Origin of the sequence: Streptomyces sp. NPDC001941 (assembly GCF_040296945.1) — a bacterium.
Taxonomy (GTDB): Bacteria; Actinomycetota; Actinomycetes; order Streptomycetales; family Streptomycetaceae; genus Streptomyces.
This window is the reverse complement of the sequence record NZ_JBEOYE010000031.1, coordinates 41411-63929: the sequence shown is the minus strand read 5'-3', so window position 1 is coordinate 63929 and position 22519 is coordinate 41411. Positions and strand designations below refer to the sequence as shown.

Below are 22519 nucleotides of genomic sequence, written 5' to 3'. Positions count from 1 at the left end.
CACCGATGCAGGGCACCTGGCACCAGATCAACGTCACCTTCCGGGACCGCGCCGCCGCGCAGCAGGTGATTCCCCAGACGCTTGGACCCGCCCTGCTCAAGGCCGAGGACCGGGAGGAGATTGCCGCCTGGTGGTTCATGAACAAGCAGCCGTGGAAGCTGCGCGTGCGCACCACCGGAGACGAGACCCCCACCCTGTGGGCCGCCCTGAGCGAGCTCGTTCGAGACGACCAGGTCCGGCAGTGGATTCCCACCATCTACGAGCCTGAGACCCTGGCATTCGGCGGGACCGAGGGCATGGAGGCGGCCCACGAGCTGTTCCACGCCGACAGCCACCACCTGCTGACCTACCCCGTCCAGACCGGGCACCTCGGCCGCCGCGAGACCGCCGTCCTCCTCGTCAGCGCGACGATGCGCGCCGCCGGTCTCGACTGGTACGAGCAAGGAGATGTCTGGGACAAGGTCGCCGCCGAACGCCCGACCCCGCCGATCCTCGCCTCCGAGCTGGACGCGGCCATGCACTGCCTGCTGACCGTCGACGCCCGCACCCTGTGCCGGGAGGACGGCCCGCTCCACGGCCACGCCGACTGGGTCCGCGCCTTCGCACGGGCCGGGACCGCACTCGCCGTCCTCAACCACGAAGGCCGCCTGCGCCGGGGACTGAGAGCCGTCCTCGCCCACCACTTGATCTTCCACTTCAACCGGGCCGGCCTCCCCCTGGAGGACCAAAGCGCCCTGTCCAACCTCGCCCGAAAGGCCATCATGGGAACGAGTGACACCCCCGCAACCACCCCCGACGGCACCCCGTCCGCAGATAGCGTCGGATCGGTGAACACCGACACGCTCACCACCCCCGACCCGACCACGGAACAGCTCCGCAACGCCCTCGTCGACGAGATCCGCCAGGAAGGACACGCCACCAACCCGGCCGCCGAGGCCGCGCTGCGCACCGTCCCCCGGCACCTGTTCGTGCCCGACGCCTCGCTTCAGGAGGCCTACGCCAACCAGCCGGTTCACGTGAAGTACGACACCGACGGCACGTCCATCTCCTGCGCCTCCCAGCCCGCCGTGGTCGCCCTCATGCTCGACCAGCTCGACGCCCAGCCCGGCGAGCGCATCCTCGAACTCGGCGCCGGCACCGGGTACAACGCCGCCCTCATCGCTCACCTCGTCGGCGATACCGGTCACGTCACCACCATCGACGTGGACGACGACCTCGTCGACGGCGCCCGCGCGCACCTGGCCGCCGCCGGGTACACGAACGTCGAAGCCCTGACCCGCGACGGAGCCGTCGGCTACGCCGACGGGGCGCCGTACGACCGGATCATCGCGACCGTCGGCGCCCACGGCATCCCGCACGCCTGGCTCGACCAGCTCGCGCCGGACGGGCGGCTCGTCGTTCCCCAGCGGATCAAGGGCAGCGTCTCCCGCTCCATCGTCTACGAACGCCGAGACGGCCGCTGGGTCTCCCTCGGCAGCGAGATGAACACCTTCATGCCCCTGCGCCGCGGCATCGCAGACGACGACCGGCGGATCATCTCCCTCGTCCCGGACGGGACCGTACGCCTGCAGGCGCCGGCCGGAACGCCCATCGACGCCGAGGCGCTGGCGCGCGTGCTCGAAGAACCGCGGGTCGCAGAGTGGACCGGGATGACGGTCCGCGCCATGGAATCGCCCGAGTGGATGGAGCTCTTCATCAGCTGCTCCTTCGACTCGGGTCTGATCAGGATGCTGTTCCCGGCGGCTGCGAAGGGCACCACCCTCACCGAGGACCCCTACCCCTCCTCCACCGCGGTCACCGACAAGGGCGCCCTGACCTACCTCGCCCGACGCCTCTCCGACCAGACCACCCCCGAGGGCGGCAAGCTGTGGGAGTTCGGCGTCATCGGCCACGGCCCCGGCAGCGACGAGCTCGCCACCAAGGTCGCTGAGGCCATCCGGACCTGGGACCGCAACTACCGCGGCCGGGAAGCCAGCTTCGAGCTCCAGTCCCTCCAGGCGCCGGTCCCCGAGGAACGTCCCGGCCAGTTCGTCGTCGACACGCCCCTGAACCGGATCGTCATCGACTTCAACTGACCGTGCCTCCCTGACCGTGTGGTGCCTGCTGCCCCCATCTCCGGCAGCGGGCACCACACGTCGGGCCGACCCCTCGGAGAATTCCATGGACCCGCACGGCCAGTTAGCCCGGCGTTTTCCCCTCGTCTCACGCTTCCGGCCCGCCTGCCTTCCCCTTCCCGACCGCGTCCAGGCCCTCGCGACCCTCTCCGAGACCGCTGGCGCCCGCGCGGACCAGGGGCTCGCCTCGGCCGTCTACAACCAGGCAGCCCTAATCGCCAGCGACGTCGGACTGCCCGACCTCGCCTGGCAGCTGTGCCACCAGCACGCCGTCGCCTACCTGCACGCCACCCCACTCCCCGCCACGGCCGCGATCCGGGCCCTCGAGCCCGTCGTCAACCTGGCCCGCCTGCAGATCCGGGCCGGACACCCCGACGAAGGACGCAACCGTCTTCTGCGCCTCTTCGACGCCGTCACGAACGGCACCGCCGACCGATTCGACGACGTGCACATCCCAGCCGATCTGGTCCAGTCTGGGGACGACCGGCAAGAAGTACGCGCCTGGCTGTGGCGAGTCCTCCTCGCCGACGGCTCACGCACCCTCAGCGGCAGCGGCCGGTGGGCCGAAGCCCTCGCGCACACCCGCAAACATCAAGGCATCGGCAAGCGGATGTTCGACGGCCGACAGATCGCCGTCGTCACGGCCCTCACCAGCGGCGACACCGAGCACGCCGCCGTCCTCATCGCCGACACGGCCGCCGGCGAGCCGTGGGAGCACGCCGTCACCTCCTGCCTCCACGCCCTATGCCTCCGTGCCTGCACAGGCTTGGACCACAGGGCGGAGAGCGAACTCGAAGCCGCGCTCAGCGCCGTCCCCGCCGAGCAGGGCATGACGGTCTTCGATACCCGCCTGCGCCTCACGGCCCTGGACACCATCGCCTCCCCGGCGAGCCCAGCCGCCTACCGCATCACGAACGAGTTACACCGGCGCATCGTCGGTACACGTGATGGCTTCGCCGCCCGCGAAGTCCTGGACAACTCGTTGTTCACCGAGCTCGCCGGCCCGAGACAGCTCCAGGACTGCCACGACCTCGTCGCAGCCTGTGCTCTGGGCTCCGGCGCCGTGCCCGCGCACCTGCGTAGCGCCTTGGGCACGGCACTGCATCGGAGCAACCGCGTGATCAGAGACAGCCTGTCGGTCCCCTAAGTCGCCCAGGTGTCCGAGCCGGTCCGGCGTACGCACTTGGTCGGCAATCCTCCGCCCGAGTGACACGCCCCTGTTCGAGCGAGTTTCAACGCCACCGCCCCAGACGCGCCAAGCCCACCCAGCCGGACGAGAACATTCGTTCCCGTTTTGCCTCCGATCCGGCCGTGACGGACGCGGATCGGAGCCGTTCTTAGAGCACCAGTACCAGTCGTGCGCCCATCCGGAGGACCCCGTGAATCTCCTGCCGAAGCACCTCGACACTCTCCCATTAATCGAACATCACGCGCCTGCCCCGTGCCTGCGCCCTGCGGGTGGGGGTCGTGTTGACGCCCTATCTGCCTGCTGCCGCGGCTCACGACCGGATTTCAGGAGGGCTGCGTGAGCAAGGACTCGGCAAGCGGATCCGGCACCGCGGGGGTGTCGGATTCCGAGCGGCTCCTCTTCGGCGGCGAGCTGGCCTACGACATCGGCTGGGACCAGCACGAGGGCGCCTGGCTCAATCTCGGGCTCTGGACAATGGCACGGCAGCTCCCGCGTCTGGCGGGGACCGGCCTGCGGCTCGCCCACCTCGCCGACGCACGGGCCCTGCGCGTGGTCCTGGCCTCGGAGGCCGGGCGGGGCATCGCGCAGGCGGTCGGCCCCGTCGCGGTCAACAGCGTGCTCGGCCACGTCCTCGCGGCCGGCAGCACCAACGACCGCCTAACTCAGGCGCTGCCCGCGCTTACGGGCGTGGCCGTCACGGCGTTCCTCGGGTCGCTCTTACGCTCGGCTTCGACGGCGGCCACCGGGGCGCTGGAGCCGAAGGTGCAGCGAGTCGCCACCGAGCAGTACCTCGGCCTGGTGTACCGCACAGAGCTGTCGGCGATCGAGGACGACGAGTTCCACCGGCTGCTGGACGCCGCCCGCTACGGCGCTGACTCGGCCCGGCGGATGATCCGGTACTGCACCAACTCCCTGAACTCCGCGGTGTCGCTGATCGCTGCGGCCGGCGTGCTCACCGTTCTGCACCCGATGCTGCTGCCGCTCTTGGTTCTGATGACGATGCCGAGTGCGTGGAGTTCGCTGATGATCTCCCGCCAGCGGTACATCTCCTTCCACGCCTTCGTCCAGCACGCCCGCGCCGGGCACCTGCTCGGCCAGTTGCTGACCCAGAAGGAAGCGGCGGCCTAGGTCCGCGTCCACGGCGTCGGCCCGTTCCTACTCGGGCACTTCCGCACGATGGCCGAGACGAGTGAACGCGAGCAGACCCGGCTGGCCCGCCGCGCTGCCCGAATCGGGCTCGCCGCCGACGGTGCCGGCGGTTTCGCCACCCTCCTCACCTACGGCGCCCTGGGTGCCCTCCTCTGGGGCGGAGCGATGGAACTCGCCGTCGCCGGCACGGCGGTACTGGCCATCCGCACTGGCGCCGCCAGCCTCGACAGCCTGGTATTCCAGGTCACCGAACTGCACCAGGAGTCCCTGTTCGTCGCCGACTTCGAGCGGCTGTGCCGAGAGGCAAAGACCCGGGCCATCCCCGTGGGCGGGGACCCGCTGCCACAGCAGCTGCGGGAAGTCCGGTGCGAGAAGGTCACCTTCACGTACCCCGGCAGCGGCCAGTCCCTGCCCGAGCCCACGCTGCGCGAGGTGTCCCTGGCGTTCCCGACGGGGAAGATCATCGCGCTGGTGGATGAGAACGGCTCCGGCAAGTCCACCCTGGTCAGGCTCCTCGCTGGCCTCTACCTTCCGGACGAGGGAAGCGGCACGATCTGGTGGGACGATGTTGATGCCCGTACCGCCGACCGCGACCAGGTCTTCGGCCGCGTCGCGCTGATGTCGCAGGACTTCTACCACTGGCCCTTCACGTTCCGGGTGAACGTCGGTATCGGGCAGCCCGGTCAGGCCATCGACGACCTGGCGGTCGAGGAGGCTTCCGGCTTCTCCGGTGCCGACGAGGTCCTGGGCGGCCTGCCTCGCGGGCTCGACACGCTGCTGGCTCGCGGCTACCGCGGCGGGCACCAGATCTCCGGCGGTCAGTGGCAGCGCATCGGCATCGCGCGGGCCAAGTACCGGCAGGCCGAGATCCTGATCGTGGACGAGCCCACCAGCGCTCTGGACGCGGTCGCCGAGCAGCGGGTCTTCGACCAGATCAGGGCCCTGGCCGCCACCACCGGGCAGACAATCGTGCTCATCACCCACCGCCTGCATTCCGTACGCCACGCGGACCTCATCCACGTCCTGAAGGACGGCCGGGTCGCCGAGTCGGGCACCTGGGAGGAACTGATGGACCCGGCTACGGGCACGGGGGACTTCCGCGACGCCTACCTCGTCCAAGCCGCTGCCTTCGATGCCACGATCCCCACCCAGTCCGCCGGCGACCACGACACTCTGCGCGCCCAGGACAACGCATGACCGCCGCCGCGCCCCAGGAACAGACCAGCGGGGTGAACGTCCGTCCGGCATCGGGACGGGACGAGGCCCGACCGCAGACCAGCTCGCAGACCGAGTGCCGTCCGCCTGTCCCCGTTCCCGAGGCCCTGCCCGCGGGCTGGCTGCTGACGGAGGCTGATCTGTGGTGACGCTGCCCCGCCCCCGGCCTTCCGTCCGCAAGAGGGCACCGGTACTTGGGACAGGGTTCCGGTTGTACCTGGTCGGGGAGTCCGCTGGCCTGGTGGGGACATCGGTGCACCTGGTGGCCCTGCCCACCCTGGCCGTCCTCGAACTGGACGCGACGGCCGGGCAAGCCGCTCTGCTCGCCTCCCTGGCCCACCTGCCCCACCGGACTGACATGGTTCGCCGACGCCGGCGTCCCGCTGCACGTACTGCGCAAGATCGCCGGACACGGCTCGCTGACCACCACCCAGCGCTACCTGCACCCCGACGCTGACCAGATCACGGCAGCTGGCGCCGCACTCTCCGCGCACCTCATGGTGCTCCGGGCACCTCGTTCACTGCCACTCACGACAATGGCCGCCGTCTGACCCGATCAGACCGGCTTGGTCCCCAACTGGTCCCCAAAAACGATCTTGAGGCCGTATCGGATGCTTCCGATACGGCCTCTGACCTGCGACTCTTTCGAGTCGGGACGACAGGATTTGAACCTGCGACCCCTTGACCCCCAGTCAAGTGCGCTACCAAGCTGCGCCACGTCCCGATGCGCGTCGTCTCCGGTGATCCGGGGTGAGCGCGCAAGAGAACATTACCCCACTCCCGGGGCGCTCCGGGTCGGCGGGGCCGGGTGGGCCGTGGTGGCCGGGGTGGCGGCTCCGCAGTTGGCGGCCAGGGTCGCGGCGCTGGTCAGGGTGGCCGGGCAGGCCAGGGCGTGGCCGTAGTCGAACCGGGCCAGGGCGTGTTCGTAGCGGGACGGGGAGGCCGCCAGCTGCTCGGTGGCGCGGGCGAGCAGGGCGAGCGCCTCGGGCGGGTCGGCGAACCGGGCCTCGCAGCGCAGTGCTTCGCCGATGGCGGTGCGGGTGCCGTGGCGTTCGGCGTCGCGGCGGGCCCGGGCGGCCAGCCGGCGGCCGCGCTCGGGGTCGGTGGCGGCGACGGCGCGGGCCAGGTCGGTGGCCCAGGGGGCCCACACCCCGTTGTGCCGGCCGCGGGCGGTCAAGGCGCGGCCCGCGCGCTCCAGTTCGGCCACCGCCTCGCGGGTGCGGCCCTCGGCCAGGAGCAGCCGGCCCAGGACGCTGCGGCCGTCGGGCAGGATCGTGGCGCTGGTCCAGGGCGGTCCGAAGGCGTGGGTGTCGGCGGCCGCGCGGGCCTCGGCGACCTTGCCGCGCGCGATCAGGGTCTCGATGAGCATGCACGCCGCGTTCCAGTGCACGGGCAGCCGGGTGCCCACCCGGTCGGCCAGCCGCAGGCTCTCCCGCAGCAGCTCCTCGGCCTCGACCAGGTTGCCCCTGCGGCGCTGCACCAGGGCCAGGAAGGTGTGGGCGAAGGCGAGGTGGGCGCCGCTCCAGCCGGAGATCTCGAAGGCCCGTACCGCCTCGGTGAACAGGGCCTCCGCCCGGTCGAGGCGGTCGGTGTAGGCGTACGCGATGCCCACCATGGCCGGGGTCTCGAAGCCCCATTCGGTGTCCGTCCAGCCCAGGCCGCGGGCGGGTCGTCCGCCGGGCACGGCGCGGTCGCACAGGTCCCCGACCAGGTCGGCGTCCTCGCCGCGCAGCATGGCGTCGAAGGCGCGCACGGACAGCAGCGCGCGCTCGGCGTTGTCGCGGCCGGGCAGGTGGTCGGCGAGATCGGCGAGGCGGCGGGAGCGGGCCGGGCCGTCGTCCTCGGCCGCCCGGAAGCACGCGTACATGAACCGCGCGGCGCGCAGCCGCGCCCCGTCCGGGCCGTGCGGGGTGCGGGCGGCCTCCCGGGCGACGGCCTCGGCGGCCTCGGGGACCTGGTCGTTGTGGGCGAGGGCCTGGGCGAGCCGGCAGGTGGCGTCGGTACGCAGGGTGGCGTCGAGGCCGGGCAGCTCCAGGGCGGCCCGCAGGTGGCGCACGGTGGTCGGGGGCGAGGTGAGCAGGGCCGCGCAGCCCAGTTCGTACAGCACCCGGGCGCGCGTCCGGGGCCCGGGGCGCTCGGCGAGGGCCCGCTCCAGGCAGCGCCGGGCCGCGTCGGGCGCGCCGACGGCGAGGTGCTCGCGGGCCGCCTGGCGCAGTTGCTCGACGACGCCCTGGTCGTCGTCGGGCGGGATCTGCAGGAGGTGGCGGGAGGCGGCCGCGGCGCCGAGCCCGGCGCGGGAGACGGCGTGCGCGGCCCGGGTGTGCAGGGCGGTGCGGGTGCCCGCGGGGACCGAGCGGTAGACGGCGCTGCCTATCAACGGGTGGACGAACTCCAGGAGTTCGCCGTCCGTCACGATCCGGGCCTCGCGCAGCCGCCGCAGGCAGTGCTCGCCCTCGCCGGGGGTGAGGTCCGCGAGCGCGACGGCCAGGTCGTGGCGGACGTCGGGGCCGAGGACGGCCGCGGCCCTGGCGAGCCGGGTGGGTCCGCTGCCCAGCCCCTCCAGGCGGGCCACGAGGCCGCTGCCGCGCCCGGTGGCGGCCAGTTCGCGGACCTGGGCGGCGGAGCGGGCGGCGGGGGCGAGGGCGCGGGCCCGCGCGCGGGCGAGCAGTTCGACGGTCTCGTACGGGTTGCCCCGGGTGACCCGCCACACCGCCCGGCAGAACGCGTCCTCCGCGTGGTCGCCGAGCGCGCCCCGCACCAGCGCGGCCACCGAGTCCCTGGCGAGGGCGCGCAGGGTGACGCGGGAGCCGGCCCGGTCGGCGGCGCGGTCCAGGAGGGCGCCCGCCGGGCCGGTGGCGGGGCGGTGGGCGAGGACGACGAGCAGCGGAAGCGGCGGCAGTTCGGCGAGCCAGGCGAGGGACTCGGCGTCCGCCCAGTGGGCGTCGTCGACCAGCAGGACCGGGGGCCGGTGGTGGAGCCGGGCGGCGAGGCGCGCGACGAGGCGGTCCAGGCCGTCGCGCACCCCGCGCGGGTCGGCGTGCACGGCGGTGGGCGGGGCGAGCAGGCCGAGGGCGGGGGCGGTGGTCTCGTACCGCTCGCCGAACAGGGTGCGCGCCTCGCCCTCGGGCAGTCCGGCCAGCGCGGGGCGCAGCAGTTGGCGCACCACGTGGAAGGGGACGCAGGACGCGGCCTCGCTGCCGCGCGCGGTCCACACGGTGCAGCGGTCGGCGGCGGCCCGGTGGACGGCCTGGAGCAGGGCGGTCTTGCCGAGTCCGGCGTCGGCCCGGTAGACGAGCGGTCCGCCCGGGGTCCGCGGGGCCCGTCCGGCGCGCAGCGCGGTGACGGCCCGGGCGGCCACGTCCAGCTCGGCGTCGCGCTCCAGGAGGGGCGCGAGGGGCGCGCGGCCGTCACTCCGGGTGAGCGCCGGGCGGCCGTCCGCACGCGTGCGCGCCCCCGGTGGCGGGGGTGCGCCGGTGTCCACGGGCGGGTGGGCGCGCGGCGGTGGTACGACTGGTCCGGGCGCCCCTGCGGCGCCGTAGGGCCAGCTGGACGGCGGTACCGGCAGCGGTACGCCAGGGTGGTGTTCCGGCCGGGACGGCCCCATCGCCTTCCCTCCCCCACGAGGTGTCAGGTAGCCGAGAGTAGCCGTGTGGCGGTTGTCGTGGACGGGGTTCGGCGACAGCACGCCGGACGGGTGACAATCGGGTCGTGAACAGGACGCGAAGGGACCGTGATCCCCAGGGGCGCGCCCGCAGCGCACGCCCCCGCGACGGCCTCGGGCGCCCCCTGCCGTACGGCGCGCCGGGTGTGGCGCGGCAGCCCGAGGGGGTGGTGCGCACGGCGCGGGAGACGGTGCGGGAGGCCCAGCGGCTGCTGGACGCGGGCATGCCGTTCCACGCGCACGAGGTGTTCGAGGACGCCTGGAAGTCGGGGGCGGAGGACGAGCGGGACCTGTGGCAGGGGCTCGCTCAGCTCGCGGTGGGGCTCACCCATGCCGCGCGGGGCAATGCGGCCGGGGGCGCCCGGCTGCTGCTGCGGGGTGCGGAGCGGATCACGGCGCACGGACCGGCGCACGGCATCGACGTCTCCGGACTGGCCGCCTGGGCAAGGGAGTTGGCGGTACGGACGGAGGGCCCGGTGGACCCGGCGGCCGAGGCGCCCCGGCTCACCGCCCCGTAGGCCGCGTCGTCGGGTTCCCAGGGCCCGCCCGGCGGGCGGGAACCCGCAGTCGCTTCCCAGGGCCCGGCTCTCACTCCCGTAGGAAGACCACTCACTCCCGTACGAAGACCACCCACTCCCGCACGAGGTTCACTCACTCCCGTACGAGGACCACGTCCAGCCTGCGCGGCCCGTGCACGCCCTCGACCCGGTCCAGTTCGATGTCGCTGGTCGCCGAGGGGCCCGAGATCCAGGTCAGCGGGCGCCTCGGGTCGAGGCGGGGCAGGGCCAGTGGCACGGAGGCGACGACCTGTGCGGGCGCGCGCACCACGCACACGTGGTGGTCGGGTACCAGGGTGATGCGGCGCCGCCCCTGGTCGGGGCCCGCGTCGAGGACGAGGGTGCCGGTCTCCGCGATGGCGAGCGCGCATCCGGTCACCACGGCGTCCACCGCGTCGAGTTGACGCACCGTCATATCGGCGCTGTCGGTCAGCGTCTCCCCGGTGAAGTCCTCGGTCCAGCCGCGCGGGAGCCCCGCCGGGACCACCACCCGCCGTGCGCCGCCCTCGGCCAGCAGCCGGGCGACGAGCGCGGGCAGGCCCTCGGTGTCGGTGCGGTGGACCCGGGCGCGGTAGTCGGCGAGGTTCTCGTGGAGCAGGTCCAGGAGCCCGTCGGGGTCGTCCGGCACGTGGCGGTCCAGGTAGTCGCGCGGCGGCTCGGGCGTCTCGGGCGCCCCGGCCACGGCGGCCCGCACCCGGGCGAGGACACGCGCGCGGGAGCCGCCGCCCGGGCCACCGTCACCGCCGCTCACCATCGCCACGTCCGGGCCGCCGTCACCGCCGCTCGCCGCAGTCACACCCCGGCCCCCGTCGTCCCCGTTCGCCGTCGTCATGTCCGGTTCCTCCGCCACCAGTCGCGGAACGACTCCTCGGGCACCCTGGGCAGTTCCCGGCCGTCCGTCCACGCGGACGCGCCCGGGGGCCGGGACGGGTGCAGGGCGCGGGTGCGCGCGGCGAGGCGTTCGCCGGCGGCCAGCGCGCCGGGGTGGTCCAGGAGCCATCCGGCGGCCCGCACCGCCGCCTTCTCCAGGCGGTGTCCGCGCCCGCCGCGCGCGGCGACCTCCTCGCGCAGGTGCACCAGGACCTCGGGGATGTCGATGGCGACCGGGCACACCTCGTAGCAGGCGCCGCAGAGCGAGGAGGCGTACGGCAGCGAGGCGTCGATCTCGCTCGCGGTGCCCCGGAGTTGGGGGGTGAGGATGGCGCCGATCGGTCCGGGGTAGACCGAGCCGTACGCGTGCCCGCCGGCCCGTTCGTACACCGGGCAGACGTTGAGGCAGGCGGAGCAGCGGATGCAGCGCAGTGCCTGGCGGCCGACCTCGTCGGCGAGCGCGTCGGTGCGGCCGTTGTCGAGCAGGACGAGGTGGAAGGCGCGCGGGCCGTCGCCGTCGGTGGTGCCGGTCCAGGTGGTGGTGTAGGGGTTCATCCGCTCGGCGGTGGAGGAGCGCGGCAGGGTCTGCAGGAAGACCTCCAGGTCGCGCCAGGTGGGGACCACCTTCTCGATGCCGACGACGGAGATCAGGGTCTCGGGCAGGGTGAGGCACATGCGGCCGTTGCCCTCGGACTCCAGGACGACCAGGGTGCCGGTCTCGGCGACCATGAAGTTGGCGCCCGAGATGCCGACCCTGGCTCGCAGGAACTTCTCCCGCAGGTGCAGCCGGGCGGCTTCGGCGAGGTCGGCGGGCGTGTCGGTGAGGTCGTCGGGGGCGGGCCTGCCCCAACGGCCCATCTCCCGGGCGAAGACGTCCCGGATCTCGCCCCGGTTGCGGTGGATGGCGGGGACCAGGATGTGCGAGGGGCGGTCGTCGCCGAGCTGCACGATGAGTTCGGCGAGGTCGGTCTCGTAGGCGGCGATGCCCTCGGCCTGGAGTGCCTCGTTGAGGCCGGTCTCCTGGGTGGCCATGGACTTGACCTTGACGACCTCGCGCTCGCCGGTCGCCTTCACCAGGCCGGTGACGATCCGGTTGGCCTCGTCGGCGTCGGCGGCCCAGTGCACGGTGCCCCCGGCGGCCGTGACCTCCTCCTCCAGGCGCAGCAGGTGGGTGTCGAGGTGGCGGAGCGTGTGGTCCTTGATGCGGCGTCCGGCCTCGCGCAGCTCGGCCCAGTCGGCGAGTTCGGCGACGGCCCGGGCGCGCTTGTCGCGGATGGTGTGGGTGGCGCGGCGCAGGTTGGCCCGCAGGGTCTCGTCCCGGAGCGCGGCGCGGGCGGCGGCCGGGAAGGCGGGCATGCCCAGGAAGGTGCCGCTCACGCCGTCACCCCCGCGAGCGGGTGCGGGTCCGCTTCGGTGGCGGCCAGGATCTCCGCCAGGTGCAGGGTGCGCAGGGGCGCGTCCTGGCGGCGCAGGATGCCGTCGAGGTGCATCAGGCAGGAGTTGTCGGCGCCGCAGAGCACCTCGGCGCCGGTGGCGCGGGCGTGCGCGGCCTTGTCGCGGCCCATGGCGGTGGAGACGTCGGGGTTCTTGACGGCGAAGGTGCCGCCGAAGCCGCAGCACTCCTCGGCGCCGGGCAGTTCCACCAGGTCCAGGCCCTTGACGGCGGCGAGGAGGCGGCGGGGGCGGTCGCCTAGCCCGAGGGCGCGCAGTCCGTGGCAGGAGGGGTGGTACGTGACGGTGTGCGGGAAGTACGCGCCGACGTCGCTGACGCCGAGGACGTCCACCAGGAACTCGGTCAGCTCGTAGGTGCGCGGGCCCAGGGCGGCGGCCCGGGCGCCGAACCCGGCGTAGTGGTGGCGGACCATGGCGGCACAGGATCCCGAGGGGGTGACTACGTACGCGTACCCCTCGAACGCCTCGACCGTGCGGCGCACCAGCGGTTCGGTCTCGCGCCGGTAGCCGGTGTTGTACTGCGGCTGGCCGCAGCAGGTCTGGGCGGCGGGGAAGTCGACCTCGACGCCGAGGCGTTCGAGCAGCCGCACCGTGGCCACGCCGGTGGACGGGTACAGGGCGTCGTTGACGCAGGTGACGAACAGGGCGACGCGCATGGTCCGGAGGATATGCCCGTCGCGCCGGGACCGGTAACCCCCGGCCCACCTGGTGGTATGCCCCGGCGCTCACCCGAGCGGGGGCGCTCACCAGAGCAGCGGCAGCCGGGCGGGTGAGCGGTGGATCAGGGTGGGCAGCATCTCGACCCGCTCACCCTCGTCGAGCCTGAGGCCGGGCAGCCGCCGGGTGAACAGCTCCAGCGTGATGCGCAGTTGTTCGCGTGCGAGCAGGGAGCCGGGGCAGCCGTGCGCGCCGTGCCCGAAGGCGACGTGGCGCACCGGCGGGCGGGTGGCGTCGAAGGCGTCGGGGTCGGGGTGGCGCTCCCCGTCGCGGTTGGCGGAGCCGTACGCGACGAACACGCTGGCGCCCTGCTCCAGTTCGGTCCCGGCGACGGTGACCGGGCAGGTGGTGGTGCGGCGGAAGCCCTGGACGGGGGCGTCGAAGCGGGCCGCCTCCTCGACGGCGCCCGGTATCAGCTCGGGCTTGGCGCGCAGCAGTTCCCACTGGGCGCGGTCGCGCAGCAGGTGCAGCAGGGTGGTGCCGATCAGCGCGGTGGTGGTGAGGTGCCCGGCGATCAGCAGGTTCTGCAGGTTGGAGACCAGTTCGTGGCGCTGGTCGAGGGTGAGTTCGCCGGTGCCCTCGGCGTACGCGGCGACGAGGGCGGAGCACAGGTCGTCGCGGGGGCTGGAGCGGCGGGCGCGCACGTACGTGTCGAGGAGGTGCTGGAGGGCGACGACGTCCTCGGCCGCGCGTATCTGCTCGGCCTCCGGCAGCGGGCGGAACAGCAGTTCCTCGGCGCGGTAGCCACCGTGCACGGCGAGCGGCACGTCGGCGGGGTCGAGGCCGATGAGGCGGCCGACGACGGCCCCGGGCAGCCGGCGCGCGTAGGACTCCATCAGCTCGGTGCGGCCGTCGTCGGCGAAGCCTTCCAGGAGGGCGGTGGCGCACTCGGTGGCGTACGGGACGAGGGCGGCGACCCGGGCGGCGGACAGGCCCCGGTTGAGCGGGGCGCGGTGGCGGGCGTGGGCGGGGCCGTCGGTGGAGACCACGGTGGGCCGCCTGCCGAAGCCCCGGGCGAGCACCGCGAGGGCGGCGGGCCCGGGCATCGTGTCGGGGCGCAGGGCGCCCTCGGAGGAGAACGCGTCGGCGCGCAGCAGCACTTCGCGCACGTCGGCGTCGCGGGCCACCAGCCAGGAGCCCAGCTCGGGCACGAAGGTCAGGCCCTCGGCGCGGCGGGCGCGCGCGTAGAGGGGGTAGGGGTCGCGCTGGAGCGCGTCGAGGCGGTCGTGCTGTCGCTCGTCCATGGGGGCCTCCGCGAGCCGTACGAACGGGAGTGCGGGTCCGGGCACGTCAGGCCATCGTGCCCGAGGGGCGCGGTGCCCGGAAAGGGGACCCGCCCGCGACCGCCCCGGGCCCGGACTTCCCGGGGACCGCGCGGCACCGATCGCATAGGCTCGGCCGCGAGATGAAGACCAACCCCACCCCGCTCGGCCCGAAGGCCGACAAGGAGACCGTGCGGCGGCACAACCTCAGCCTGGTGCTGCGCGCCGTCCACGACGAGGGCGAGGCGACCCGGGCCGGGGTCGCGGCGCGCGTCGGGCTGACCCGCGCCGCCGTGTCCTCGCTGGTCGAGCAGCTCCTGGAGAGCGGGTTCGTCACCGAGTCGGGCAAGACGTTCAGCGGCCAGGCGGGCCGCCCGGGCACCATGCTGAAGGTGGCCCGGGCCGGGGTCGCCGGGGTGGGCGTCGAGGTGAACGTCGACTACGTGTCGGTGTGCGTGGTGGACCTGGCGGGGACGGACCGGGTGCGCCTGACCGAGCACCTGGACCACCGGGGCGCCGAGCCGGCCGGGGTGCTCGCCCGGGCCGCGCGGATCGCCGACCGCGCCCTGGAGTCGGCCGAGCGCCAGGAGCTGCGCCCGGTCGGGGTGACGCTGGCGCTGCCGGGGCTGCTCGCCCGGGGCACGGTGCGCCAGGCGCCGAACCTGGGCTGGAGCGAGGTGCCGGCGGACGCGCTCTTCGCCGGGGCGCTCTCGGCGCGGCTGCCGGTGCGCTCGGAGAACGAGGCGAACCTGGCGGCGCTGGCCGAGCTGTGGTTCGGCGGCGCGGGCGCGGTGCGCACGTTCCTGTACCTGACGGGCGAGATCGGGGTGGGCGGCGCGCTGGTGCTCGGCGGTGAACTGCTGCGCGGCGCCCACGGGTTCGCCGGGGAGATCGGGCACGCGGTGGTGGACCCGCAGGGCCCGCCGTGCCGGTGCGGGGCGCGCGGGTGCCTGGAGCAGTACGCGGGGCAGGGCGCCCTGCTGCGGGCGGCGGGCCTGGACGAGGACTCGGGCGCGACGGGCGTGGCGGAGCTGGAGCGGCGGGCGGCGGCGGGCGAGGCGCCCGCGGTGGCGGCGCTGGAGGCGGCGGGGGCGGTGCTGGGCCGGGTGCTGGCGACGGCGGTGAACCTGTTCGACCCGGAGGCGGTGGTGCTGGGCGGGATCTACCGGGGGCTGGCGCCGTGGCTGGCCCCGGCGGCGGGCGCGGAGCTGGCGGCGCGCGGCGTGTCGGGCCTGTGGACCCCGGAGGCGGGGCGCCTGCGGGCGTCGTCCTCGGCGGGCGACGCGGCCCGGGGCGCGGCGGCACTGGTGGTGCGGGACGTGCTGGCGGACCCGGTGGCGTACGCGTAGGCGGGGGCTCGATTCCCGTACGCGTGACAGAAGCGTCGGCAGGGCCCGTTTCCCGTACGAAGCGGGGGCCTGCCTCCCGTACGGGCGGGGGAACAGCGGGTGCCCCCTTCCCGCATACGAGAGAGGGGCACCCGCTCGTCCGGCCCGGCCCTCAGGCGACGCCCAGCAGGTGGTCCATCGCCAGCTGGTCGAGGGCCTCGAAGGCCATGCCGCGCGCGGCCGCCGCGTCCGCGTCGAAGTCCTCGTACGCCGAGCGGTCCGCGAGCAGCGCGGCGAGTCCGTCCTCGGCGGTGGGCACGGCCAGTTGGTCCAGGCGGGCGGCGCGCAGCGCCTCGGTGACGCGCGGGTCGGAGCGGAAGGCGGCCGCGCGCTCGCGCAGGATCAGGTAGTTGCGCATGCAGCCGGTGGCCGAGGCCCACACCCCGTCGGAGTCCTCGGTGCGCGGCGGCTTGAAGTCGAAGTGGCGGGGGCCGGTGTAGCCGCCGGTCTCCAGGAGGTCCACGAGCCAGAAGGCGGAGCGCAGGTCGCCGGCGCCGAAGCGCAGGTCCTGGTCGTACTTGATGCCGTTCTGGCCGTTGAGGTCGATGTGGAAGAGCTTGCCCGCCCACAGCGCCTGGGCGATGCCGTGCGGGAAGTTGAGCCCGGCCATCTGCTCGTGACCGGTCTCGGGGTTGACGCCGTACAGCTCGGGGCGCTCCAGGCGCTCGATGAAGGCCAGCGCGTGGCCGACGGTGGGCAGCAGGATGTCGCCGCGCGGCTCGTTGGGCTTGGGCTCGATGGCGAAGCGCAGGTCGTAGCCCTGCTCGATGACGTACTGGCCGAGCAGGTCGAAGGCCTCCTTCATCCGGTCGAGGGCGGTGCGGACGTCCTTGGCGCCGCCGGACTCGGCGCCCTCGCGGCCGCCCCAGGCGACGTAGGTGTGCGCGCCGAGCTCGACGGCCAGGTCGATGTTGCGGACGACCTTGCGCAGGGCGAAGCGGCGCACGTCGCGGTCGTTGGCGGTGAAGCCGCCGTCCTTGAAGACGGGGTGGGTGAAGAGGTTGGTGGTGGCCATCGGGACCACCAGGCCGGTGGTGTCCAGGGCCTGCCGGAAGCGCTTGACGCGGGCCTCGCGCTCGGCCTCGGTGGCGTCGAAGGGGATGAGGTCGTCGTCGTGGAAGGTGATGCCGTACGCGCCGATGGCGGCGAGCCGCTCGACGGCCTCGACGGAGTCCAGAGCGGGCCGGGTGGCGTCGCCGAACGGGTCGCGGCCCTGCCAGCCGACCGTCCACAGGCCGAAGCTGAACTTGTCCTCGGGGGTGGGGGTGAAGTTCCCAGTCATGCTTCGACCGCCTTCGATGAGGATTTTGTTTTGTGACCCTACTAATAATGCACACCAGGGACGATCCACAGAACCCCTTCACACGACACGGGGTTTCACGGGACGCGACCCCTGTCCCCCGGGCCTGCCATGGCGTAATTTGTTCGCAACACGGCAAAAACTGGTCCAGGGAAGAGGTGTGCCCATGCCGCACAGCGCGGTCGTCATCGGCGTGGACAGTTCCACCCAGTCCACCAAGGCGGTCCTGGTCGACGCCGCGACCGGCCGCACCCTCGCGGTCGGCCGCGCCCCGCACCGCGTCACCGGCACCGCGGGCGCGCGCGAGAGCGACCCCGAGCAGTGGTGGCGGGCGCTCGCCGACGCCGTCGGCCAGGGCCTGAAGGCGTCCGGCGCCCCCGCGTCCGCCGTCACCGCCCTCGCGGTCGCCGGACAGCAGCACGGCCTGGTCGTCCTGGACGGCACCGGACGGCCCGTGCGCCCCGCGCTGCTGTGGAACGACACCCGCTCCGCGCCCCAGGCCGCCGCCCTCACCGACGAACTCGGCGGACCGCGGGCCTGGACCGCCCGCACCGGGTCCGTCCCCGTCGCCGCGGTCACCGCCGCCAAGTGGCGCTGGCTGTACGAGAACGAGCCCGCGGCGGCCTCCTCGGCGGCGGCCGTGCGCCTGCCCCACGACTTCCTCACCGAGCGCCTGTGCGGCCACGCCGTCACCGACCCCGGCGACGCCTCCGGCACCGGCTGGTACTCCACCGCCACCGGCACCTACGACGCCGAACTCCTCGAACTGCTCGGCCTGGACGCCAAGTCACTGCCCACCGTGGTGCCCAGCGGCGGCGCCCGGGTCGGCTCCCTCACCCCCGCCGCCGCCGAGGCCCTCGGGCTGCCCCCGGGCACCGCCGTCGCCGCGGGCACCGGCGACAACATGGCCGCCGCCGTGGGCCTCGGCCTCGGCGGCGCGGGCCTGCTCGGCCACCCCGCGGTCAGCCTGGGCACCTCCGGCACCGTCTACGCCACCACGCCCCTGCGCCCCGCCACCCCCCACCTGTCGGGCTTCGCCCACACCGACGGCACCTACCTCCCGCTGGCCTGCACCCTCAACTGCACCCAGGCCGTCGACGCGGTGGCCGCCCTGCTGCGCCTGGACCGCGAGGACGCCCGCCCCGGCGGCGAGGCGGTGCTGCTGCCCTACCTGGACGGCGAGCGCACCCCCGACCTGCCCACCGCCTCGGGCCTGCTCACCGGACTGCGCCGCACCACCACCCCGCAGCAGGTCCTGGGCGCCGCCTACGAGGGCGCCACCGCGACCCTGCTGCGGGCCCTGCACCACGTCGAGCGGGCCTGCGGTCTCGACCCGGCCGCCACCGGCGACCGCCCGCTGCGCCTGATCGGCGGCGGCGCCCGCGGCCGCACCTGGGTGGAGACGGTGCGCCGGCTCTCCGGGCGCCCGCTGGTCCTGCCGAAGGAGACGGAGCTGGTCGCGCTGGGCGCCGCCGCGCTGGCCGCCGCGTCCGCGCAGGGCGACGACCCGGTCGCGGTGGCCAACCGCTGGGGCACCGGGAAGGGCCGCGAACTCCCTGCGGTGCGGCGGGACGTGGAGACGTGGGAGCGGATCGGGGCCGTCCTGGACCGGGCCGCCCCGGGCGTGCTGGGCGGCGAGGCCTAACGTACGGGGAGCGATGCCCGTACGGACGGACGTACGGGCATCGGCTCCCGTGCGGACGGAAGGACGTGCGGGACCGACTCCCGTACGAGGAAAGGTACGACCGCATGAGGATCCTGGTCGTGGGCGCCGGTGCCACCGGTGGTTTCTACGGGGCCAAGCTGGCCCGCGCCGGTCACGACGTGACCTTCCTGGTCCGCCCGCGCCGCGCAGAGGCGCTGCGCGCCCGGGGGCTGCGGCTGCTCGGGCCCGGGGACGCCGAGGACGTGCTCGCCCCGCGCCTGGTCACCGCCGACGCGCTGGCGGAGCCGTACGACGTGGTGCTGCTCTCGGTGAAGGCCCTGGCGCTCAAGCGGGCCGTGGAGGACGTCGCGCCCGCGATCGGCCCCGGCACCGCGGTCGTGCCGCTGCTCAACGGCATGGCCCACCTGGACGAGCTGAACGCCCGCCACGGCGCGGACCGGGTGCTCGGCGGCGTGGCCAAGTGCGTGACGACGGTGAACGCCGAGGGCGACATCGTGGTGCTCGCCCCGCTGGCGGTCCTGGAGGTCGGCGAGCAGGGCGGCGGGGCGGCCAGTGAGCGGGTCGCGGCGCTGCGGGCCGCGCTGACCGGGGCGGGCGTGGAGTCACCGGAGACGGCCGACGTGGTGGGCGCGATGTGGGCGAAGTGGGTGTTCATCACGTCCGCCTCGGCCGTCACCTGCCTGCTGCGCGCCCCGGTCGGGGACGTGGTGGCGGTGCCGGGCGGCGCGGACTTCGCGCGGGCCGTGGTGGCCGAGGGCGCGGCGGTGGCCGCGGCGGCCGGGCACCCGGTGGCCCGCGGCGAACTGGACTTCACGCTGGGCGTGCTGACCCAGGAGCGCTCGCCGTTCGCCACGTCCATGTACCGCGACGTCGCGGACGGCCACCAGGTCGAGGTCGAGCACGTCTTCGGCGACCTGCTGCTGCGGGCCCGGGCGCTGGGCGTGGCCACGCCCCTGCTCGACACGGCCACGCTGTACCTGCGGGTGCACCAGCACCGGGTGTCCGGCGGCTGAGCCGGCCCGACGGCAGGCCTACTGGTCGATGCGCTCCCAGCCGCGGCGCGGCGGGCGGCCGGTGAGCTGCTTGGGGTCGCGCGAGCGGTAGACGACGTACGGGCGGAACAGGTACTGCACCGGCGCGCTGAACATGTGCACCAGGCGGGTGAACGGCACCAGCGCGAACAGCAGCAGGCCGATGACGGCGTGGATCTGGAAGGTGAGCGGCACGCCCACCATCAGCTCCGTCTTCGGCTGGAGCGTGAACAGGCTGCGCGCCCAGGGGGCGATGGTGGTGCGGTAGTCGTAGCCGCTGCTGATGGTGGAGTTGGTCAGCTTGGCCCACATGCCCATCACGATCGCGGCCAGCAGGAAGACGTACATCACCTTGTCGTTGGCGGTGGTGGCCTTGAAGACGGGCGAGTTGGTGCGCCTGCGGTAGACCAGCATCAGGATGCCGATCACCGTGAGCGCACCGGCCGCCGTGCCGCCGAACAGCGAGAACAGGTGGTACGTGTGCTCGCTCATGCCGACCTTGTCGGTCCACGACTCGGGCACGAACAGGCCCATGAGGTGGCCGACGAGGACGAAGAGGATGCCGTAGTGGAACATCGGCGAGGCGATGTTCAGCAGCTTCGACTCGTACACCTGCGAGGAGCGGGTGGTCCAGCCGAACTTGTCGTAGCGGTAGCGCCAGACCAGGCCGGCGACGAGCAGGGCCAGGCAGATGTAGGGCAGCGCGCCCCACAGGAACGTGCGCATCAGTGGTCTCCGGTCAGGACGGGGAGCAGGCCGAGGTGTCCGTAGGGCGCCAGGCCCTCCATGCCGACGTCCTCGCGCGGCGGCCCCGCGGCGGCGAGCGCGCGGGCCTCGGCGCGGTCCTTCGGGGTGGGGCCCGGCAGCGTGGCGCAGACCGCGTCCAGGACGTGGACGTAGGGCGTGTCGGCCTCGGACAGGGCGATGCGCAGCAGCTCCAGGCCGGGGCGGTGGGCGGTGAGCAGCTCGTCGGAGCCGCTGGCGGCGCTGAACTCCAGGACGGCGGGCAGGAAGTCGGGCAGCTCCTCGCCGCTGAACTCCAGGCCGTGCGCCCGGTAGACCTCCTTGAAGCGCACCAGGGACATGCCCCGGTTGCGGGTGTCGCCGTCGGTCCACCAGCTCAGGTAGAGGCAGTGGCGGTTCTTGAAGTCGAAGACCTGCACGTAGTGCGCGGCGAGCTCGCGCACGGGCAGCGACCCGGCGTGGTCCAGGAACGGCGCGAGCTCCGGCGCGGCGGCCCGCAGCAGCGGCAGCCGCCCGGCGAACTCGGCGTCGGGGTACGTCAGGCAGTGCGCGGCGGCCTGGTAGAGGGCGGCGTGCCCGGTCACTGGACCTCCTCCTCGTGGTCGGCGGTCTGCCGCTTGCGGGCGGCGTGGAAGTTCTCGATGGTGACCAGCGGCAGCTGCCTGCGGCCGCCGGAGTCACCGCCGAGCGGGCCGTCGCCGCCCATGCCGGGGCCGTCCTCGTAGTCGAGGCTGCACCCGTCGGGCAGGGCGGACTCCTCCAGGCGCCGGGCGTCGCTCATGGCGGCGGTGGGGATGACGTACCGGTCCTCGTACTTGGCGATGGCGAGCAGCCGGTACATCTCCTCGATCCGCTCCGCGCTCATGCCGACCGCGGCGGCCGCCGCGGGGTCGGGCTCCTCGCCGAGGTTGATGGCCCGCATGTGGGCGCGCATCGCGGCGAGCTTCTCCAGCGACGCCCTGACCGGCGCGGTGTCCCCGGCGGTGAAGATCTCCGCCAGGTACTCCAGCGGGATGCGCAGGGTGTCGATGGCGCCGAAGAGGTTGTCCGCGTCCTCGCCGTCGTGGCCGGTCGCGCTCAGCGCGTCGACGACCGGGGAGAGCGGCGGGATGTACCAGACCATCGGCATGGTGCGGTACTCCGGGTGCAGCGGGAGGGCCACCTTGTAGGTGCTGATCAGGGCGCGCACCGGGGAGCGGCGGGCGGCCTCGATCCAGTCGTGGGCGATGCCGTCGCGCTCGGCGGCGCGCCGCACCTCGGGGTCGTCGGGGTCGAGGAAGACGTCGAGCTGGGCCTCGTACAGGTCGTGCTCGTCGGGGGTGGCGGCGGCCGCGGTGACCCGGTCGGCGTCGTACAGGACGACGCCGAGGTAGCGCAGCCGGCCCACGCAGGTCTCGGAGCAGACGGTGGGCAAGCCGACCTCGATGCGCGGGTAGCACATCGTGCACTTCTCGGCCTTGCCGGTCCGGTGGTTGAAGTAGACCTTCTTGTACGGGCAGCCGGTGACGCACTGCCGCCAGCCGCGGCAGCCGTCCTGGTCGACCAGGACGATGCCGTCCTCGGCCCGCTTGTACATCGCTCCGGAGGGGCAGGAGGCGACGCAGGCGGGGTTGAGGCAGTGCTCGCAGATGCGCGGCAGGTAGAACATGAAGGTCTGCTCGAACTCGAAGCGGACCTTCTCGGCGACCTTCTCGCGGGTCTTGGCGATCATCGGGTCGGCGCCGCCGTGCTCGGTGGCGCCGCCGAGGTTGTCGTCCCAGTTGGACGACCACTCGATCTTCATCGGCTTGCCGGAGAGCAGCGAGCGGGGCTCGGCGACCGGGAAGTCGCCGCCGAGCGGCGCGTCGGTGAGGTTCTTGTAGTCGTACGTCCAGGGCTCGTAGTAGTCCTTGATCTCCGGCAGCACGGGGTTGGAGAAGATCGAGGCGAGCTTCTTGAACCGGCCGCCGCCCTTGAGCTTGAGCTGGCCGCGCTTGTTGAGCTCCCAGCCGCCCTTCCACTTCTCCTGGTCCTCGTAGCGGCGCGGGTAGCCCTGTCCGGGGCGCGTCTCGACGTTGTTGAACCAGACGTACTCCATGCCGGTGCGGTTGGTCCACGTCTGCTTGCAGGTGACCGAGCAGGTGTGGCAGCCGATGCACTTGTCGAGGTTCATGACCATCGCGACCTGCGCCATGACGCGGCCGATGGGGCGCTTCCCCGCTCCC

Annotated in this window: 15 protein-coding genes, 1 tRNA gene and 2 pseudogenes; 8 read left to right on the top strand and 10 right to left on the bottom strand. The window is 73.8% G+C overall.

Annotated elements, in window-relative coordinates:
* Nucleotides 1-5: 5 nt before the first annotated feature.
* The 4 genes and pseudogenes from fxlM to ABT160_RS21625 all read left to right on the top strand — a co-directional run.
* Nucleotides 6-2075 (top strand): methyltransferase, FxLD system, encoded by a 2070-nt coding sequence (gene fxlM, locus ABT160_RS21640; RefSeq protein ID WP_351649334.1) that lies wholly within the window; start codon nucleotides 6-8, stop codon nucleotides 2073-2075.
* Nucleotides 2076-2160: 85 nt separating this feature from the next.
* Nucleotides 2161-3261, top strand: coding sequence for a hypothetical protein (locus ABT160_RS21635; RefSeq protein ID WP_351649333.1), 1101 nt, complete (start codon nucleotides 2161-2163; stop codon nucleotides 3259-3261).
* 516 nt (nucleotides 3262-3777) lie between these two features.
* Nucleotides 3778-5649, top strand: a pseudogene (locus tag ABT160_RS21630) (ATP-binding cassette domain-containing protein).
* Between the two features lie 365 nt (nucleotides 5650-6014).
* Nucleotides 6015-6218 (top strand): annotated as a pseudogene (locus ABT160_RS21625) (site-specific integrase); the annotation flags it as partial.
* A gap of 99 nt (nucleotides 6219-6317) precedes the next feature.
* Here the strand turns inward: ABT160_RS21625 and ABT160_RS21620 are convergent.
* Both ABT160_RS21620 and ABT160_RS21615 read right to left on the bottom strand, forming a co-directional pair.
* A tRNA-Pro gene (locus tag ABT160_RS21620) sits at nucleotides 6318-6391 on the bottom strand.
* A 45-nt stretch (nucleotides 6392-6436) separates the two neighbouring features.
* On the bottom strand, nucleotides 6437-9049 hold the full coding sequence (locus ABT160_RS21615; protein ID WP_351649369.1) for an ATP-binding protein: 2613 nt from the start codon (nucleotides 9047-9049) through the stop codon (nucleotides 6437-6439).
* A gap of 326 nt (nucleotides 9050-9375) precedes the next feature.
* Between ABT160_RS21615 and ABT160_RS21610 the strand changes: the two genes are divergently transcribed.
* Nucleotides 9376-9846, top strand: coding sequence for a DUF309 domain-containing protein (locus ABT160_RS21610; protein ID WP_351649332.1), 471 nt, complete (start codon nucleotides 9376-9378; stop codon nucleotides 9844-9846).
* A gap of 133 nt (nucleotides 9847-9979) precedes the next feature.
* Here ABT160_RS21610 and ABT160_RS21605 read toward each other — a convergent pair whose 3' ends face one another.
* The 4 genes from ABT160_RS21605 to ABT160_RS21590 all read right to left on the bottom strand — a co-directional run bounded on the left by ABT160_RS21605 (nucleotide 9980) and on the right by ABT160_RS21590 (nucleotide 14168).
* Nucleotides 9980-10639, bottom strand: a complete 660-nt coding sequence (locus tag ABT160_RS21605; protein ID WP_351649368.1) for a LutC/YkgG family protein — start codon at nucleotides 10637-10639, stop codon at nucleotides 9980-9982.
* 74 nt (nucleotides 10640-10713) lie between these two features.
* Entirely contained in the window at nucleotides 10714-12132 is a 1419-nt protein-coding gene (locus ABT160_RS21600; protein WP_351649331.1) for a lactate utilization protein B, read from the bottom strand.
* On the bottom strand, nucleotides 12129-12863 hold the full coding sequence (locus ABT160_RS21595) for a (Fe-S)-binding protein (protein ID WP_351649330.1): 735 nt from the start codon (nucleotides 12861-12863) through the stop codon (nucleotides 12129-12131). The genes ABT160_RS21600 and ABT160_RS21595 overlap by 4 nt, the downstream gene beginning before the upstream one ends.
* An 87-nt stretch (nucleotides 12864-12950) precedes the next feature.
* Complete coding sequence (locus ABT160_RS21590; protein WP_351649367.1) at nucleotides 12951-14168, bottom strand: cytochrome P450; 1218 nt, start codon at nucleotides 14166-14168, stop codon at nucleotides 12951-12953.
* A 161-nt stretch (nucleotides 14169-14329) separates the two neighbouring features.
* Between ABT160_RS21590 and ABT160_RS21585 the strand changes: the two genes are divergently transcribed.
* Nucleotides 14330-15535: an ROK family protein gene (locus ABT160_RS21585; protein WP_351649329.1), complete on the top strand. Its 1206-nt coding sequence runs from the start codon at nucleotides 14330-14332 to the stop codon at nucleotides 15533-15535.
* Between the two features lie 151 nt (nucleotides 15536-15686).
* On the opposite strand, the gene xylA is transcribed toward ABT160_RS21585, so the two are convergent.
* Nucleotides 15687-16856, bottom strand: coding sequence for a xylose isomerase (gene xylA, locus ABT160_RS21580; RefSeq protein WP_351649328.1), 1170 nt, complete (start codon nucleotides 16854-16856; stop codon nucleotides 15687-15689).
* Between the two features lie 184 nt (nucleotides 16857-17040).
* Here xylA and xylB point away from each other — a divergent pair, with 184 nt between their 5' ends.
* Both xylB and ABT160_RS21570 read left to right on the top strand, forming a co-directional pair.
* On the top strand, nucleotides 17041-18519 hold the full coding sequence (gene xylB, locus ABT160_RS21575; RefSeq protein ID WP_351649327.1) for a xylulokinase: 1479 nt from the start codon (nucleotides 17041-17043) through the stop codon (nucleotides 18517-18519).
* A gap of 104 nt (nucleotides 18520-18623) precedes the next feature.
* Entirely contained in the window at nucleotides 18624-19553 is a 930-nt protein-coding gene (locus ABT160_RS21570; RefSeq protein ID WP_351649326.1) for a 2-dehydropantoate 2-reductase, read from the top strand.
* Nucleotides 19554-19571: 18 nt separating this feature from the next.
* Here ABT160_RS21570 and narI read toward each other — a convergent pair whose 3' ends face one another.
* The 3 genes from narI to narH are packed head-to-tail and all read right to left on the bottom strand — an operon-like array spanning nucleotide 19572 to nucleotide 22488.
* On the bottom strand, nucleotides 19572-20297 hold the full coding sequence (narI, locus tag ABT160_RS21565) for a respiratory nitrate reductase subunit gamma (RefSeq protein ID WP_351649325.1): 726 nt from the start codon (nucleotides 20295-20297) through the stop codon (nucleotides 19572-19574).
* Entirely contained in the window at nucleotides 20297-20899 is a 603-nt protein-coding gene (narJ, locus tag ABT160_RS21560; protein ID WP_351649324.1) for a nitrate reductase molybdenum cofactor assembly chaperone, read from the bottom strand. Before narJ ends, narI begins: the two co-directional genes overlap by 1 nt.
* Nucleotides 20896-22488, bottom strand: a complete 1593-nt coding sequence (narH, locus tag ABT160_RS21555; protein ID WP_351649323.1) for a nitrate reductase subunit beta — start codon at nucleotides 22486-22488, stop codon at nucleotides 20896-20898. Before narH ends, narJ begins: the two co-directional genes overlap by 4 nt.
* Between the last annotated feature and the right edge of the window lie 31 nt (nucleotides 22489-22519).